We start from the raw sequence: 15,016 nt of genomic DNA, 5'->3' as shown, positions 1-15,016 counted from the left end.
ACTCCGATAGCGGTTCAGGTGCGTCTCTTGCGTGGCCGCTTCGATCGCGGTTGCGAGGACAGGTGGTAGTACAGGGCATCTTCGGTGTCTTCGACTACTACTTGAACGACGTCCCCTACCTCGAGGAAGTCATCGACGGCGATGCGATCCTTCGCCCCGATGACTGCCTTGACCGACCGTGCAGGGATCAACCCACGTCGGCCGTCGGGACCGACGGCCAGTGCGTAGCGTGGGCCGGTTCGTGTGACCCTGGCCGAGATGATCTCCGAGTCCTTCGGTACCGGACTCGGTTGCGCCACCGCGTCCTTCGACACGGCCGTCTGTGAATCGAGCTGAGCGGCCAGATCGTCGGCCATACGGTCGACCTGAAGGAGCAGATCGGCCATCTGGCGCGCGTAGTCGTCGTGCGCTTTCGTCGGCTTCAGTGCTTCACCGGGTTTGTACATGTCCTCGTGCGTCAGCTCACCCCAGGCATCTTGAAGCCTGGTCTTGACCTGCACCTCGACCTTGACGTCGAGGTCGCCCTGGTGAGTGGCGACGCGGACCAGCAGAACAGCGTGATAAGCGCGATAGCCGCTCGGTTTGGGAAACGCAACATAGTCCATCGGTTCCTTGGCGAACCGAACCGAGCACTTGGGGTCACGGCAGGCACGCTCCAATGCGTCCACGAATGCGTGGAGATCCCGCGGGCTCTTGCACAGGACTTTTATGCCGATCAGATCGCCGAGAGCGTCGACCACTTCGTCGACACTCGTCGGCTCGGTGATGCGGCCTTCGGCGATCTTGCGCCGGAGCTTGTCTGCAGCTCTGATCGGGTCTTTGATCCGTGCGGACTGGGCGTTGAGTCGGTCGCGATCGACGTTGTCGAGGATCTCGTCGGCGATGGTCTCCAGGAAGTTCTGGGCAGTGACCAGCGCAGCCTGCCAAGCGCGCCGACGTTCCGTGTAAGCCTCGTCGACGAGTTCGTCGATGCTGGTCGAGGCTGTCATGACTGGAGTCTCCGATCGAAGACGGACTGTGGATATGTAGCCGAAGGCTAGCGCAGTGCAACGTCGATCAGCGTCAACCCGGCGGCGGTGTCTGCGTGGACCGTTCCGTAGGTGGTCGAACCGTCGCACATCGGTCGGTATGTGGGATTAGTCTCTTGAAGCATGACGGCCACGGTCGCAGAGGGCGACGCATTCGTAGCGCAGTTCGATCCCTACAGAAGGGAGCTGCTCGCGCACTGCTACCGCATGACGGGATCGATCCATGACGCAGAGGATTTGGTCCAGGAGACCTACATTCGTGCGTGGCGGGGGTACAGCAAATTCGAAGGCAGGTCGTCGATGCGGACCTGGCTGTACCGAATTGCGACCAATACTTGCCTGACCGCTCTGGAAGGCAAGGCCAAGCGCCCGCTGCCCACCGGACTGGGCGCCCCGAGTTCGGACCCCACCGACGAGTTGGTGACGAGACACGAAATCGCGTGGCTGGAGCCGATCGCCGATGCGGAGCTCACCGATGCGGGCGATCCGGCTGCGATCGTCGTCGGGAGAGAGTCGATTCGCCTTGCTTTCGTCGCGGCGCTCCAGCACCTCTCGGCGAGGCAACGCGCTGCCCTGTTGATGCGGGAAGTTCTGCAGTGGAAAGCGTCGGAAGTGGCCGAGGCGCTGGCTACGACCACGACGGCGGTCAACAGCCTCCTGCAGCGCGCACGCGCGCAACTCGACGAGATCACACCATCCGAGGACGATGTCGTCGAGCCTGCTGCGGCCGAAACGCGCGAGTTACTGGCGAAGTACGTCGATAGCTTCGAGCGGTACGACATCGAACAACTCGTGCAGCTGTTCACCGAGGACGCCGTATGGGAGATGCCACCGTTCGAGGGTTGGTACCAGGGAGCAGAAACCATCGGCACCCTCATTCGCGGCAATTGCCCGGCCAGCAAGGCTGGTGACATGCGTATGGTCGCCACCTCGGCCAACGGGCAACCGGCTTACGGGTTGTACATGCGAAACGAGGAGGGTGTCCACGAAGCGTTCCAGTTGCACGTCGTCGACGTCAGAGAAGCCGGCGTTGCCCACGTGGCCTGCTTCTTCGATCTGCGACTGTTCGAGAGGTTCGGCCTACCGGATCGACTGTGAGCGCCTCGGGTTCGGCCGTCGCTGCCGAACCCGAGTGGCCCCTAGATCGACGGTGACTCCGGCCCGATCATTCTGCGGAGTCGGGTGTTACCGCGGACGGGTCCATCCACATCACTTCCCAGACGTGGCTGTCGAGATCGCGGAATGCACGGCCATACATGAATCCATGATCCTGGGGCTCCATCCACGGCGATCCCCCCGCTGCGATGGCCGAGTCGACGAGAGAGTCGACCTCGTCCCTACTGTCGGCGCTGACGCACATCAGCACCTCGCGGGACTGCGTGGTGTCGGTGATGCTGTCGGAGATGAAGTCCTTGAACCGTGACTCGGACAAGAACATGACGGTCGCCTGCTCGCTGATGACCATCGACACACAGTTTTCGTCGCTGAACACGTCGTTGAACTCGAAGCCCAGCTCGGCGAAGAACGCACGGGTTGCGGTGATGTCTTTGACCGGCATGTTGGCGAAGAGCATTCTTGGCATGATTTTCTCCATCAGTGGGATGAGCAGTCGGGTCGAACCCTCTGTGGGGCTCGAACATGAAGACCGCGCCCCGAGCCGAAAGTCATCGCCAACCGGAGGTCTTCTCGTCCGTTCCGGTTCGTGACGCGACGAGGCCCCGACCAGATGCTCTGGTCGGGGCCTCGCGCACACGAAGGAGGGGGACGTAACTCTCTAGCGGGTAGCCGAGGCGATACGGGCGAGCATTCTCGCGAACGTCGAGCCGTCGGAACCCAGTTCTTCGAATGTGTTCGATTCTGCCGTGATTGCTGCGTCGCTGGTGGCGGCAGCAAGTCTGCGTACCAGCTGGGTGCGGAGCTCGATAGCGCCGAGGATATCGGCGTCGAGTGTGGCGACCTGCTCGTGGAGCTGGTCGATCTGTACGTCGTGTGTTGGTGCTTCGTCGGCGCTGATGGCGAGCGAATCAATCTGCAAAGTCACATCGTCTCCTTTTGTTCGCGTCCTGAGGAGTGATTCGTTTTGCCTCTCAGAACTGTTACACGGTCGCTCTATGTGTCAACGATGTTTCGTGGCCTTTACCAACATGCCCACAGTTGTGTGCTGGGCCAACCATTTGGTGCTGTGATGCTGCCAACAATCGCGACCGAGCGTCTGGGCCGAACTGCCAGGAGGCGCCGCGCACGGGTCAGTGTGTGTTCGAGCCATACCAGGTATTCGGAGCCGGACCCGACTCGTACTTGCCTGAAGTAACGATATAACAATGCCCGCGTCACGCGGTAGCGAATTCTGGGAGAGTGGAGCGCAGACACGGCCGAGGAGCTGAACATGTCCGAACACCTGGAGATCGGTACCGACCGCGAGCGCGTCGAGGAACGTGTCCGCCGGTGGTGCGAACGCGCCCGCCTGGATGGGCGTCGGCCGTTGCTGTCCGACTCCGCTGCGATCGGCATCGCTGCGGGCAGACTCGACGAACCGACGAGGACTGCCCTGGCGGCACGGCGTCGAGCAGGGAAAAGGTTGCCGTCCGTCGGAGGTTTCAGTGCACTTCGTGTGCTCGAGGACGAGCGACGGCGATGGCTCGCCAAGGACACCAAGAACAAGCCCGGATCCGCGCTCGTCTATCGGCTGCGGGCCGCGGAGCTCGGGAAGCGTCTGGATCATCTGCGTACCACGATGGTGATGTCCACCAGCCATTACGCGACCGGGGTGCGCGCGGTCCGGCGGGATCGACGCGACGGGCTCCACCTCGATCTCGACCAGCGCGATGCGCTGTTCGACGCGCTGTTGCACACTCCCGTGCCGAAACAGGAATCCGGGACGGTCATCGAACGGACTGGGCTGTCGTTGCTCGACTCTGCGGCCGGGCGTGTATCGGAGGTCGCGAAGAACACTGTGTTCGAGGAAATCGGAGATCGGGCGGCGACCGTGATGGCTGGCCTCGCGGACCGTCAGGACTTCACGTTCAGCGACCGGTACGAGACGATGCTCTTTCTTGCCGGATCGTCGTTCGATCAGGTGCACGCCTCACCGGCCTGGCGGTCCGAGCACTTTCTCGTCCAACGCACTCAGCTGGACCTGACGGACGAACTGACCCAGGTCGCGGTGGATGTCAATTCTCTGCGCGAGATCGACGACGAGCTCGACGGCATCGCCGCGATGATGTTCGACGACGCCACCCGCGCTCAGGTCGCCAGCCGCCGGGTGGCCCTCGACACGGTGTGGACGCAACTCATCGAGCGGGTGGCCGCGGTGGTTCGAGTTGCGGATCTGGTCACCCGCGCAGAGGGAGATCTCAGGACGCTGGACATCATGGAGAAGGCCCACAGCCTCGATGGGAGGATCGACGCTTTGGTAGCACGAGCCGGTCACCGCGAGTTGTCCGCGGACAACACGCATTTCGTCGGTGACCAGCTCGGCCACAGCTGATCTGCAGTCCCGTACCTCCCCGAGCGACTACGCGACGATAGCGAACAGCACCGCCGCCACGGCGAAGCTGACCACGGACAGGATTGTTTCGAGCACTGTCCACGTCTGCAGGGTCTGCTTGACGGTCATGTTGAAGAACTTTGCAATGATCCAGAAGCCACCGTCGTTGACGTGGCTCAAGATGATCGAGCCGGCGGCGATGGACATCGCGATGAGTGCCGTCGCCATCGGCGAGTAGTCCTGAGCCGCGACGAGCGGTCCGACGATTCCGCCGGTGGTCACGATTGCGACCGTGGCCGAACCCTGCGCGATGCGGAGGGCGCAGCTGATGACGTAGGCCAGCACGATGATCGGCAGACCTGCGGCGGCCATGGCATCGGCGAGGGCGGTACCGATCCCCGTTGCAGAGATGACTTTTCCGAAGAATGCGCCTGCACCGACGACGAGTAGCAGCATCCCGACCGGGCGCAGCGATTCGCCGGTCAACGTGCTCAGCTGCTGCACCGTCGACCCACGTCTGATGCCGAGGACGTAGAACGCGATCAGAACGGCGATCAGCAATGCGACGGCCGGCGTTCCGAGGAAAGTCAGCACCTCGAGGAGGTTGCCGGGATCGAGCAGAATGCTGCCGAACGTCGCGCCGAGAATCAGCACGAGCGGAACCGCGATGATGGCGCCGATGAGCCCGACCGACGGGGGAGTGGTGACGACTGCTCGCTTGGTTGCGACGGCGGTGCCACCGGTCGGCTCGTCGTCGTCTGCTTCGTTGATGAAATCGTCCGGCACGTCCACCATGACGCGCTTTCCGATCCAGTTGCCCCATACCAGACCCGCTGCGATGAATCCGGGTATGCCGCAGACGAATCCCATGAGAATCAGCCAGCCGAGGTTGACCTCGAGGAGCCCGCCGAGCGCGACGGGGCCTGGGTGCGGCGGAAGGAATGCGTGTGTCATGGACAGGCCGGCCAGCATCGGCAGTGCGTACAGAACGAGCGACTTTCCGCCCTGCCGGGCCGCCACGTAGACGAGCGGTGCGAGTACGAAGATGCCGATATCGAAGAACACCGGGATGCCGAAGATCAACCCGAGCAGGCCCATTGCGATCGGTGCGCCGCGATCGCCGAAGACGCCGAGCAATTTGGACGTCAAAGCCTGTGCGCCACCGGAGCGTTCGAGAATGGCGCCGAGGACTGTGCCGAGACCGATGATCACGGCGATATGGCCGAGGATACCGCCGAAGCCCACCTCGAGGAGGGATTCGTTGCTCTTGATCGCGGTTCCGACGATTTCCGACACCGGCAGACCTGCTGCCAGAGCGAGGCCGAGCCCGACGATCAGCAGCGCAATGAAGGGTTCGAGCTTGATCTTGATGATCACGACCAGAAGTACTGCGATGGCAAAGCCACACAGTACGAGAAGGCCAGGGGTGGATGTCCTGAGCCAGTCGACGGCGGTAGTCATGTCTTGCCTTTCGGTGCGGGCCCTGGGCCCATGGATTCGACGAAAACTTGTGCGCGTGAGGCGATATCGTCCCAATTGCTCGCCGCGACGGAGGCAGGGGACACGACGTCGGTACCCGCAGTGACGGCGACGGCGCCGTGTGCGAGGAAGTCCGCGGCGTTGGACGCGTTGACTCCGCCGGAGGGAACCAGTTTCGCGTCGGGCAGCGGTCCCAACAGGTCCTTGAAGTGGGATGGGCCGAACGCCCGTGCGGGAAAGATCTTCACCGCAGCCGCTCCGAGGTCCATGGCGTCCATGACCTCGGAGGGAGTGAGTGCGCCCATCATGACGGGAATTCCGCGGGCAGCGGCGGTGTCGGCGACACGGGGCCGAAGTCCCGGGGTGACCAGGAATTGTGCACCCGCATCGATGGCGGCACGGGCCTGTTCGGCAGTCAACACCGTGCCCGCCCCGATCACGACCCCTGCATCGGCAGCGCCACGCAGGAGTTCGAGGACCCCCGGAGTCGTGAACGTCAGCTCGACGGCCCTGATACCGCCGCGAGCCAGGGCGTCGGCCAGCGCTGCGGGATCGGAAATAGACGGAGCGCGAACGACGGCCAGTGCACGGTCGACGAGAATGGTCTGCAGTGCGTTCATCGGTTGGACCTCAACGAGTGACCGGCGAGGTTGCCGGTGGGCGCACCCTCGTCGATGGCGAGGGCTCCGTTGACGAAGACATGACTGATTCCTATTGCCTGTTGCTTCGGCATCTCGAAGGTGGCTGCGTCGATGATGGTGTCGGGGTCGAACAGGACGAGGTCGGCTGCATTGCCTTCCGCGATCGTCCCTCTGTCCTTCAGGCCGAGACGCTGTGCAGGACGACCTGTCAGATGATTGATGCAGTCTTCGAGCCCGAGCAGCTTCTCCTCTCGGACGTAGTGGCCGAGGTAGCGCGGGAACGTGCCCCAGGCGCGGGGATGTGGCCGTTCGCCGACCAGGATGGCGTCGCTTCCACCCATGTGATGGGGATGCGCCATGATGGCCCGCACGTTCTCTTCGTGGCCGACGTGCTGCAGAATCGTGGTCGCGAGCTGATCGCGTCGAAGAATGTCGAAGAAGGTGTCGACCGGTGACTCGCCTCGCTCGGCAGCGATATCGACCATGGTCCGGCCGACGTAGTGGTCCAAGTCCGAGTTCGCGACGCCACTGAGCTGGATCGTCTCCCACTCCACCGTGACGCCGTGGCAGCCGTCGGACCCGTTCACATCGACGTCCGCAGTGATACGAGCCCGCATCGCCGGATCTTCCATCCGCGCGAGGGCCTGATCGGGTCCGCCCGACATCGCCCAGCTGGGCAGCAGCGCGGACAGGGTGGTCGCGCCTGGCAGGTAGGGATACGTGTCCAGCGTGACGTCGCAACCGTCGGCGATCGCGGCATCGACCTTGTCGAGGAATTCACCTGCGCGGCCACGGTTCACGCCGAAGTTCATCGTCGCGTGCGTCAGATGCAACGCGCATCCGGTATCTCGAGCGAGGTTCAACATCTCCTGATATGCATCGAGTGCGCCGGCGCCGTACGAGCGTGTATGTGGCGCGTAGAAGCCGCCGAAATCGGCGACCACCTCGCACAGCGCGCGCAGCTCGCTGGTGTCGGCATACATTCCAGGCGTGTACGTCAGGCCGCTGGACATCCCGACGGCGCCCTCACTCAGACCTTCCGCCAGTAGTTCCTGCATGCGCGAGATCTCACGCAGCGTCGCAGGCCGCTGATCACCGCCGACGGCCAAGTACCGCAGCGTGCCCTGCGGCACCAGGTATGCAGCGTTTGGAGTGATGCCTTGATCCAGGCGCGTCAGGTACTCGGCGACGGAGCGCCACGAAAAGTCCAGGTCGGAGGGGTTGCCGTTCCAACCGGCTATCTGACGACGGACGATGTCGAGGGTGGCGTCGTCGATGGGGGCGTACGCGATGCCATCCTGTCCGATGACTTCGGTCGTCACGCCCTGACTGATCTTGGGGAAGTGGCCGGGGTCGGTGAGCAGTCGAAGATCGGAGTGCGCGTGCATGTCGATGAAGCCCGGGGAGAGAACGTGGCCGGGTTCGATGTCGATGATCCGGTCGGCGCCGTCGAGGACGCCTGCTTCGGTGACAGCTGCGATGCGGCCGCCGTCCAGCAGCACATCGCGACGCAGCCGCGGGGATCCGGTTCCATCGACGACGTCGGCGCCGCGAATCAAGATTGTCATGTCGTCGTCCTAGAAGAAGGTGTGTATCAGGTCCACGACGCGGGGATCGTCGGAGTCGGCGTCGTCGATCACGGGGATGAGACGCCACTTGTCGAAAGCTGTGCATGGATGCGAGAGGCCAAGGCGAACAACGGTTCCTATCGGCGCGGTGGAGTCATTGGGTGGGAATCGCAGGAACGAGTGTTGGTCGTTGAGGGCGGTGACCTCACCCTCGACCGACTGCGGAACCGGTAGGCCCTCGTCGTAGGGGAGATCGCGTTTTCCGGCGTCGAGAAGAGCAAGTCCCGATTCCGGCCGGGACACCACCCGTGCCCATCCGTGCATCGCTGCCTCGAGCGGATGCTCGGATCGGGTCGGAATCATCGGCGAAATCTGTGAGTAGAAGCCGTCGTCATGGATGATGTACGCCCCGGATCGCAGCACGACCGATGTTGCGACACCGCGGCTTCCGTTCTCGTCGGCGAGACCGGCCAGATGGTCGACGACGAGGTCTTGGTAGGCACTTCCACCAGCGGTGACGACGGCGTGGTCACCGTAGAGGCCCGCGGAATCGAGCTCGCGGTGAAAGTCTGCGACGGTGTCGAGGTAGACGGAAACTGCAGTCAGACCCGACTCGGAGCGGTCGTGACTGAGCGCGCCTTCGTAGCCACCGACGCCGGCAAGTGCGAGGTACGGAGACGCGGTGATCGCGTCGGCGACCGCGCGGGCGGCGACGGTGGTGCGCGCGCCGGTACGGCCGTGTTCACCACCGAGTTCGACGATGACGTTGACCTTTCTGGTGGCACCGGCGGCGGTAAGGGCCCTGTTCATCGCATCGATCGTGTCCGGACCGTCTGCCCAACAGTAGAATTCGAACTCGGGATGATGCGCGAGTTCGAGTGCCAGCCACTTCAGTCCGACCGGGTCGACCAGCGCGTTCGCCAACATGATGCGTTCGACGCCGAAGCTGCGCGCGAGCTGCACTTGCCAGATGGTCGCCAAAGTGATTGCCCACGAACCGGAATCGAGCTGTCGCTTCCACAGTGCGGGGGCCATCGTGGTCTTCCCGTGGGGAGCAAGTTCGACCCCGGCCTCGGTTGCCCAGGTGGCCATCACGGAAATGTTGTGGTCGATCCGCCGGGCGTCCAGAGTCAGCAGCGGAGTCTGAAACAGGTCTACGGACGGCTTCTCGGCAACGAAGTCCTCGATCGACCGTCCCCACGCCTGCGGGGGTAGCGACTTGTGTTCCGGGCCGATCGTGAGCGTCCGGAGAGCACTGATGGTGCGAGAGTCGATCAAGGTGAAGGCCTCCAAGCTGAGTGCGCATGCACGTTGCGTATTTTGCAACGTGCGTTGCGCAAAATGTCTATGGTTAGTAGTGTGCATCCAACAGGGCACGCTCGCAAGCATTCGAAGGAGATCTCTTGTACTCATCGCCTCGCGCGGTATGCGTAGGAGAGGGGCTCGTAGTGCTCGTAGCGGAGCCCGGTGCGCTCGAAGATTCCGAATCGTTCTCCCGGTCGGCCGGCGGCGCCGAAGCCAACGTCGCCCGCGTTCTCGCGCAGCTCGGAGTGTCCACGTCGTGGATATCACGGGTTGGTGACGACGGGTTCGGCCGCTATTTGCTCGCACAGCTCGACGACGCCGGGGTCGATGTCTCCGCAGTGGTTGTCGACCCCGCGCGACCGACCGGCATGTATGTCAAAGAACGTGGCGGAGGAACAGGTGTCGGGCGAGACCTGCCGCGTGGCGAGAGCAAGATGACCTACTTTCGCGCAGGGTCGGCGGCCAGTGCGTTGTCGGCCGGAGATCTTCCCTCCGGGTTGGTCGACGCCGCTGAGATCGTTCATTTCTCGGGAATCACGGTTGCGCTCTCGCCGTCCGCAGAGTCGATGACGCGAGCTTTGCTGGACTCCGAGTCGACCGTCAGCTTCGACCTGAACTTTCGCCCTCCGCTGTGGGGCAACAGGATTGCAGAAGCGTCGCAAATCCTTGCCGAGCACGTCCGTGGAAGCAACGTCGTGCTGATGGGCGCCGACGAAGCGAACGATGTCTTCGGAATCGACGACCCGGCGGCCCTCCGCGCTGAATTCGCCGAACCGCACCACTTGGTGGTGAAGAACGACGCTCATGTCGTGACTGCGTTCGACGGCTCCTCCCGCGTCGATGTCCCAGCCCTGAAGCTCGACGTTGTGGAGAAGATCGGCGCAGGTGACGCGTTCGCCGGCGGCTACCTTGCTGGATTGCTCCAGGGCCTCTCGCCGGTCAAGCGTGTGCGGCTCGGGCATCTGTGCGCGGCAAGTGCGCTCACCGCGCACGGTGATGTAGCCGAAATTCTCAGTTCGTCGAGACTCGATACAGCACTCGGACTTTCCGACGCCGAGTGGAATGCGGTGCGCTTCACGGATCTGGTGACGGCATGAGCCAGAGCCTGTCCCGGGCCCTCGTCATCCTCGGCATGCTCGGCGAGGAGACTCGTTCGCTCGATCAACTTGCGACTGCTCTGGACGTTCACAAGACGACGGTCCTTCGTCTGTTGCGAACCATGGAGGCCGACAGGTTCGTGCAGCACGACGCCGAGCACAAGTACGTCCTCGGTTCTCGATTTTTCGAACTCGCGAACCGGGCGCTCGAGCAGAGGGACATCAGGACTGTGGCCAGACCACATCTGGCTGCACTCAACATCTCCACCGGTCAAACGATCCATCTAGCTACGTTCGAATCCGGCGAAGCTGTGTACATCGACAAGTTCGATGCCACGCAGAGCGTCCGCATGTATTCGCGGATCGGCAAACCTGCCCCATTGCACTGCACAGCTGTCGGCAAAGTGCTGGTGTCGGCGAGACCACGAGCGGAGCAGATCGACATCGCTCACCGGATCGAGTATTCGCGCTTCACCGATCGGACGATCGATACGCCCGAGCGCTATCTCGCCGAGTTGCAGCTTGTAGCGGACCAGGGTTTTGCCGAGGACCACGAGGAGCACGAGTCGTTCGTGAACTGCGTGGGAGTACCGATTCGCAATGGAACGGGCGAAACCGTCGCCGCTGTGTCGATGTCGGTACCGGACATGCTTCTCGATCACGCGCAGGTACTCGGAACGCTGCCCGAAATCGTCGATGTTGCGGCAGCTATTTCAGCAGACCTCGGATGGAAGCCGGGCAGTGAAACCCAGTTGTAGACGGCCGAAACCTCGTAGAAAAGGAAAAGAATGAGCGAAAAGTTTGCAGTCCGTACCGATGGGGCGCCCGCGCCCGCCCACACGTTCTCGCAGGGTGTGCGCAAGGGGCCGTTCGTGCAGGTATCGGGCCAAGGTCCGGTCGATCCGGTGACGAGCGAGTACCTGTACCCGGGTGACGTTGCAGCGCAGACCACTCGGACGTTGGAGAACGTTCGTGCGATCGTGGAGGCCAGCGGTGCCACGTTCGACGATGTCGTGATGCTCCGCGTCTACCTCACCAAACGAGAAGACTTCGCCGTCATGAACGATGCGTACGGAGAGTTCGTGAACAAGCATACGAAGGGCGACGTGTTGCCCAGTCGCACAACTGTGTTCACCGGTCTTCCTCGTGAGGAGATGCTGGTCGAAATCGATGCCGTCGCCATAGTCTGATTCGACGAGTCGGTCGACATCCGCGCGGACCCACCGTGACCGCGGACCCCCTGACCGGATCAGGTCAGGGGCGGCCGCCGTCTTCCGGGACGGCGAGTCACGCGTTGTCGACGAATCCACCGGTGCGCAATGCCTGTCGTAGCGCGCGGACAATTCGATCCCACGGCACGGCCTCGGCTTCGCATTCGGCCGCAGTCTGAGACTCGCCCCGCTGAAGTGCTTCCTGTGCATAGTCCCGCCACGACTGGGCTTGTTCTGAGCAAAACGTCTCGTAGCTCGTGATCTTGGCGCGGTCGGCTCCGCACACGGCGACGACGTCTTCGGCGTCGACGGCGCCGCCGGATTGGGCGTCGATCTCCAGCAGCGTCATCAATTGCCCCGGCACGTCCTCGTCGACGGCTACTTCAGTTATTGCCGCCGTGGTGTCGGCCTCGTCGGCGTAGGCCAAGCGCGCGGCCGCGACGACACCTCCGAGGTTCTTGGCGAACGCGTCGTCGACGCCTCCGACGAATGCGGCCAACCTCGTAACGGCATTGACCGCGTGTTGTGGAAGGAACGGGTTGGCGTCGATGCTCAATGCGGCGTGGACACGATCTTCCACAAGCAGAAACTTCAAGCGTGGATACCGACGGTTGAGGTCGGCGACTACTTCGGCAGCACGCGTCCGGCCCGCAATTCGTTCGACGATGGGGGCGTGGATTCTCACTTCGTCGGAGCTGGCTACGTAGAGGTACGCAGCAACGGATCCCATGGTGATGCGGTAGCTGCCATCGCCGGAGGCGTGCACGTCGACGTCCGGCACCGCGCGTACCGCGGCCTCGACGGAATCAGCCAGTTGCGACTCGGTCGAGTGAACGGCTCGGCTCGACGGGTCGACACTGTATTGAACGTCGCGAGGGGACTCCTCGACCTGACCGGCCAGGAACGACGGGTGTGGCACATTCCAGGTATGGCGGATCTCGGTCACGATGGCTGCTGCGAATTTGTCCACCCATGCCTGGGCTTCTTCGAGTGTGTGAATGTCGCCGGAGTGCTTCCACGGCGCTGGGGGTGACTGCAGACCGGATGCTGCGCAGACAAAGGTCCCGTGGCCGGTCGAACTGATGACCATTCCACGCTCTACGGACTTGTCCGGTTGAAAGTCGGGGGAGATGGACGTCTCCGCTCCTGAGTTGTCCGACGCCAGATGATCCGCGAGCTCGGCGGAGAACACCCTCCAGTCGCGGTCGGTCTCGTCGTCCAGACTCGTTCCCTCGAACATCGCCATTGCTTCCCCGTTTCAGTGCAGATTCGAACACGCGATCGAAGAGAAGTTAGCTCGAGGTACCGACAAGTCCGGCCATCGTCAGCGATGCGGTCGAAAAACAGTGGCCGGAACGAGCAGTTCGGCGGAGGTCAGCGAGCCGTGGTGCCCGTTCAAGGCCGACGCAGTCGATTCGGCTTGGCTTCTGATCACCGCGGAGGAGTCCTCGGCAAGGGCCAAGAGATCTCCGATGCGGTCATAGGCGCCGGATGTGACCGTCGGGCCGAACCATCCCCGTTCGATTGCATCGTCTTTTCGCACCATCGTGAAGCGACCGGTCAGCAACTCGCTCCAGGCCGCCTCGACGTCGTCGACGCTGCGGTCGCGGATGTAGAGGTATCGCATTCGTGGTTCGCCGCCGAGCAAGCGAACTCCGTCTCGCAACTCCGGGATGGTGTCATAGTCGAAGCGGCGTTCGATCTGGACCATTCCGTGGTCGGCGACTACGACAAGTGCGCCATCGTCGGGAAGCCGTGCCGCGATGGACTCGGCCATGAGATCGACATGGCGAAGGTGCAGTCGCCACGCGAGGGAATCCGGACCTCGAACATGCCCGACGAGGTCGAGGTCTCCGTGATAGGCGTACACGAGCGTGGGGCCGGCGGACTGGAGCGCCATCGTGGTCTCCGCGGCGAGGTCGGCCAACGAGATCGACGCACGGAATTCCGCGCCGCGGAGTGACGCACGAGTCAAGCCTGATCCGTTCTGCATGGACGGACCGATGTGCACGACGTCGACACCCGCATCGCGGGCGCGTTCGAATGCCGTCGGTATCGGCTGAAACCGTTCGGGAACCAACTCGAGGGGTAGATCGTCGGAACTGGCGCCCTGCAGCTTCCACTGCAGACTGTTCATGAGTCTCTTGTGACCCGGGATGGCGACCGAGTATCCGACGACTCCGTGTTCGCCGGGCGGCAGTCCAGTGCCTAGGGAACTCAGACTGGTCGCGGTCGTACTGGGGAAGCCGGCGGAAATGGGCGCTGCAGTGTGCGAAGTCAGGAACGGAGCGTGCTCGGGGTGCGCCGCGAGCTGTTCGCTTCCGAGCCCATCGATCATCAGGACACACACCCTCAGTGCGCCGTGGAGGTTCAGGCCGAGTCGGTCGGTCTCCGAGCTGACACCTAAGTAGGAGAGAACCGAGGGCACGACATCGGCAAGAGAACCCGTCCCGTAGCGCGGCGAAAGCAACATGGACCCACCGTAAGCCTCCGGTTCAAACCGTGCAGCGCCCGTTGTTAACTGACGCGGCGCACTGACCAGGCGATTTGCGAAGGAGTTCTTCTTGGCGTAACTTTTGTCGAGTCAGAGCGACACGGACACCGGCCCAAACCGCAAGGTACGGGACACGCGGTGAGACGGTGATCGACCTGGCGCTCCCGGACGAGGACGAGATTGCCTTGCACGGGAAACGAGCGTGTAGCCCCGGAGTCGATGCGAGAGCATGGCGATGGTGTGTGCGTGTTCTTTGAGAACTCAACAGTGTGTCGATGAATGTCAGTGCCGAAATTTTTTGTTTTGGTGAAAGCATTCGATGTATCGATCATCCGCTTGTGGTGGTTGTTGTCGGGTGTTGTTTGAATGCTAGTTGAGTTTTTTTGCTAGTGATTTGACTTGATGTCTTTGACTGATTCGCGATCTCCTGTGTGGGGGTTGTTGTTTCGCAGGTCTTTTACGGAGAGTTTGATCCTGGCTCAGGACGAACGCTGGCGGCGTGCTTAACACATGCAAGTCGAGCGGTAAGGCCTTTCGGGGTACACGAGCGGCGAACGGGTGAGTAACACGTGGGTGATCTGCCCTGCACTCTGGGATAAGCCTGGGAAACTGGGTCTAATACTGGATATGACCTGCTCTCGCATGGGGGTGGGTGGAAAGATTTATCGGTGCAGGATGGGCCCGCGGCCTATCAGCTTGTTGGTGG

At 62.7% G+C, this 15,016-nt stretch carries 14 protein-coding genes and 1 rRNA gene; 6 read left to right on the top strand and 9 right to left on the bottom strand.

The annotated features are described in order from the left end of the window. Positions 1–14: 14 nt before the first annotated feature. Positions 15–989 (bottom strand): GTP pyrophosphokinase, encoded by a 975-nt coding sequence (locus ACODSO_RS22965; RefSeq protein ID WP_489038972.1) that lies wholly within the window; start codon positions 987–989, stop codon positions 15–17. Positions 990–1,151: 162 nt separating this feature from the next. Here ACODSO_RS22965 and ACODSO_RS22960 point away from each other — a divergent pair, with 162 nt between their 5' ends. After that, positions 1,152–2,126, top strand: a complete 975-nt coding sequence (locus tag ACODSO_RS22960; RefSeq protein ID WP_489038971.1) for a sigma-70 family RNA polymerase sigma factor — start codon at positions 1,152–1,154, stop codon at positions 2,124–2,126. A gap of 67 nt (positions 2,127–2,193) precedes the next feature. Here ACODSO_RS22960 and ACODSO_RS22955 read toward each other — a convergent pair whose 3' ends face one another. Together ACODSO_RS22955 and ACODSO_RS22950 are read right to left on the bottom strand one after the other, a co-directional pair. After that, the gene (locus tag ACODSO_RS22955) at positions 2,194–2,610 is read right to left on the bottom strand and encodes a VOC family protein (protein ID WP_068373973.1); all 417 of its coding nucleotides are present in this window, start codon (positions 2,608–2,610) and stop codon (positions 2,194–2,196) included. A 192-nt stretch (positions 2,611–2,802) separates the two neighbouring features. Further along, positions 2,803–3,069: a hypothetical protein gene (locus tag ACODSO_RS22950; protein WP_068373969.1), complete on the bottom strand. Its 267-nt coding sequence runs from the start codon at positions 3,067–3,069 to the stop codon at positions 2,803–2,805. Positions 3,070–3,414: 345 nt separating this feature from the next. On the opposite strand from ACODSO_RS22950, the gene ACODSO_RS22945 reads away from it, so the two are divergent. Further along, the gene (locus ACODSO_RS22945) at positions 3,415–4,515 is read left to right on the top strand and encodes a hypothetical protein (protein ID WP_489038970.1); all 1,101 of its coding nucleotides are present in this window, start codon (positions 3,415–3,417) and stop codon (positions 4,513–4,515) included. 27 nt (positions 4,516–4,542) lie between these two features. Here the strand turns inward: ACODSO_RS22945 and ACODSO_RS22940 are convergent, their stop codons facing one another. Genes ACODSO_RS22940 through ACODSO_RS22925 form a run of 4 tightly spaced genes read right to left on the bottom strand, consistent with a single transcriptional unit; the run spans position 4,543 to position 9,496 of the window. Beyond that, a complete protein-coding gene (locus tag ACODSO_RS22940; protein ID WP_489038969.1) occupies positions 4,543–5,976 on the bottom strand; it encodes a GntP family permease in 1,434 nt (477 codons plus the stop codon). Next, positions 5,973–6,614, bottom strand: coding sequence for a bifunctional 4-hydroxy-2-oxoglutarate aldolase/2-dehydro-3-deoxy-phosphogluconate aldolase (locus ACODSO_RS22935; protein ID WP_489038968.1), 642 nt, complete (start codon positions 6,612–6,614; stop codon positions 5,973–5,975). Before ACODSO_RS22935 ends, ACODSO_RS22940 begins: the two co-directional genes overlap by 4 nt. Beyond that, complete coding sequence (locus ACODSO_RS22930) at positions 6,611–8,203, bottom strand: N-acyl-D-amino-acid deacylase family protein (protein ID WP_489038967.1); 1,593 nt, start codon at positions 8,201–8,203, stop codon at positions 6,611–6,613. The genes ACODSO_RS22935 and ACODSO_RS22930 overlap by 4 nt, the downstream gene beginning before the upstream one ends. A 9-nt stretch (positions 8,204–8,212) precedes the next feature. Beyond that, the gene (locus ACODSO_RS22925; protein ID WP_489038966.1) at positions 8,213–9,496 is read right to left on the bottom strand and encodes a type III PLP-dependent enzyme domain-containing protein; all 1,284 of its coding nucleotides are present in this window, start codon (positions 9,494–9,496) and stop codon (positions 8,213–8,215) included. 110 nt (positions 9,497–9,606) lie between these two features. Here ACODSO_RS22925 and ACODSO_RS22920 point away from each other — a divergent pair, with 110 nt between their 5' ends. Genes ACODSO_RS22920 through ACODSO_RS22910 form a run of 3 tightly spaced genes read left to right on the top strand, consistent with a single transcriptional unit; the run spans position 9,607 to position 11,795 of the window. Next, a complete protein-coding gene (locus ACODSO_RS22920; RefSeq protein WP_489038965.1) occupies positions 9,607–10,605 on the top strand; it encodes a sugar kinase in 999 nt (332 codons plus the stop codon). Further along, positions 10,602–11,363, top strand: coding sequence for an IclR family transcriptional regulator (locus tag ACODSO_RS22915; RefSeq protein WP_489038964.1), 762 nt, complete (start codon positions 10,602–10,604; stop codon positions 11,361–11,363). Before ACODSO_RS22920 ends, ACODSO_RS22915 begins: the two co-directional genes overlap by 4 nt. A 30-nt stretch (positions 11,364–11,393) precedes the next feature. Further along, on the top strand, positions 11,394–11,795 hold the full coding sequence (locus tag ACODSO_RS22910) for a RidA family protein (RefSeq protein ID WP_489038963.1): 402 nt from the start codon (positions 11,394–11,396) through the stop codon (positions 11,793–11,795). A 97-nt stretch (positions 11,796–11,892) separates the two neighbouring features. Here the strand turns inward: ACODSO_RS22910 and ACODSO_RS22905 are convergent, their stop codons facing one another. Next, positions 11,893–13,062 carry a T3SS (YopN, CesT) and YbjN peptide-binding chaperone 1 gene (locus tag ACODSO_RS22905; RefSeq protein WP_489038962.1) on the bottom strand — a complete coding sequence of 390 codons (1,170 nt, stop codon included), beginning with the start codon at positions 13,060–13,062 and terminating at the stop codon, positions 11,893–11,895. Between the two features lie 78 nt (positions 13,063–13,140). Continuing rightward, the gene (locus tag ACODSO_RS22900; protein WP_489038961.1) at positions 13,141–14,289 is read right to left on the bottom strand and encodes an alkaline phosphatase family protein; all 1,149 of its coding nucleotides are present in this window, start codon (positions 14,287–14,289) and stop codon (positions 13,141–13,143) included. A 477-nt stretch (positions 14,290–14,766) separates the two neighbouring features. Here ACODSO_RS22900 and ACODSO_RS22895 point away from each other — a divergent pair. Beyond that, positions 14,767–15,016: ribosomal RNA gene (locus ACODSO_RS22895) — 16S ribosomal RNA — on the top strand; the annotation flags it as partial.

The organism is Rhodococcus sp. FG69 (genome assembly GCF_057808915.1).
This window is presented reverse-complemented; position numbering and strand designations above follow the sequence as displayed.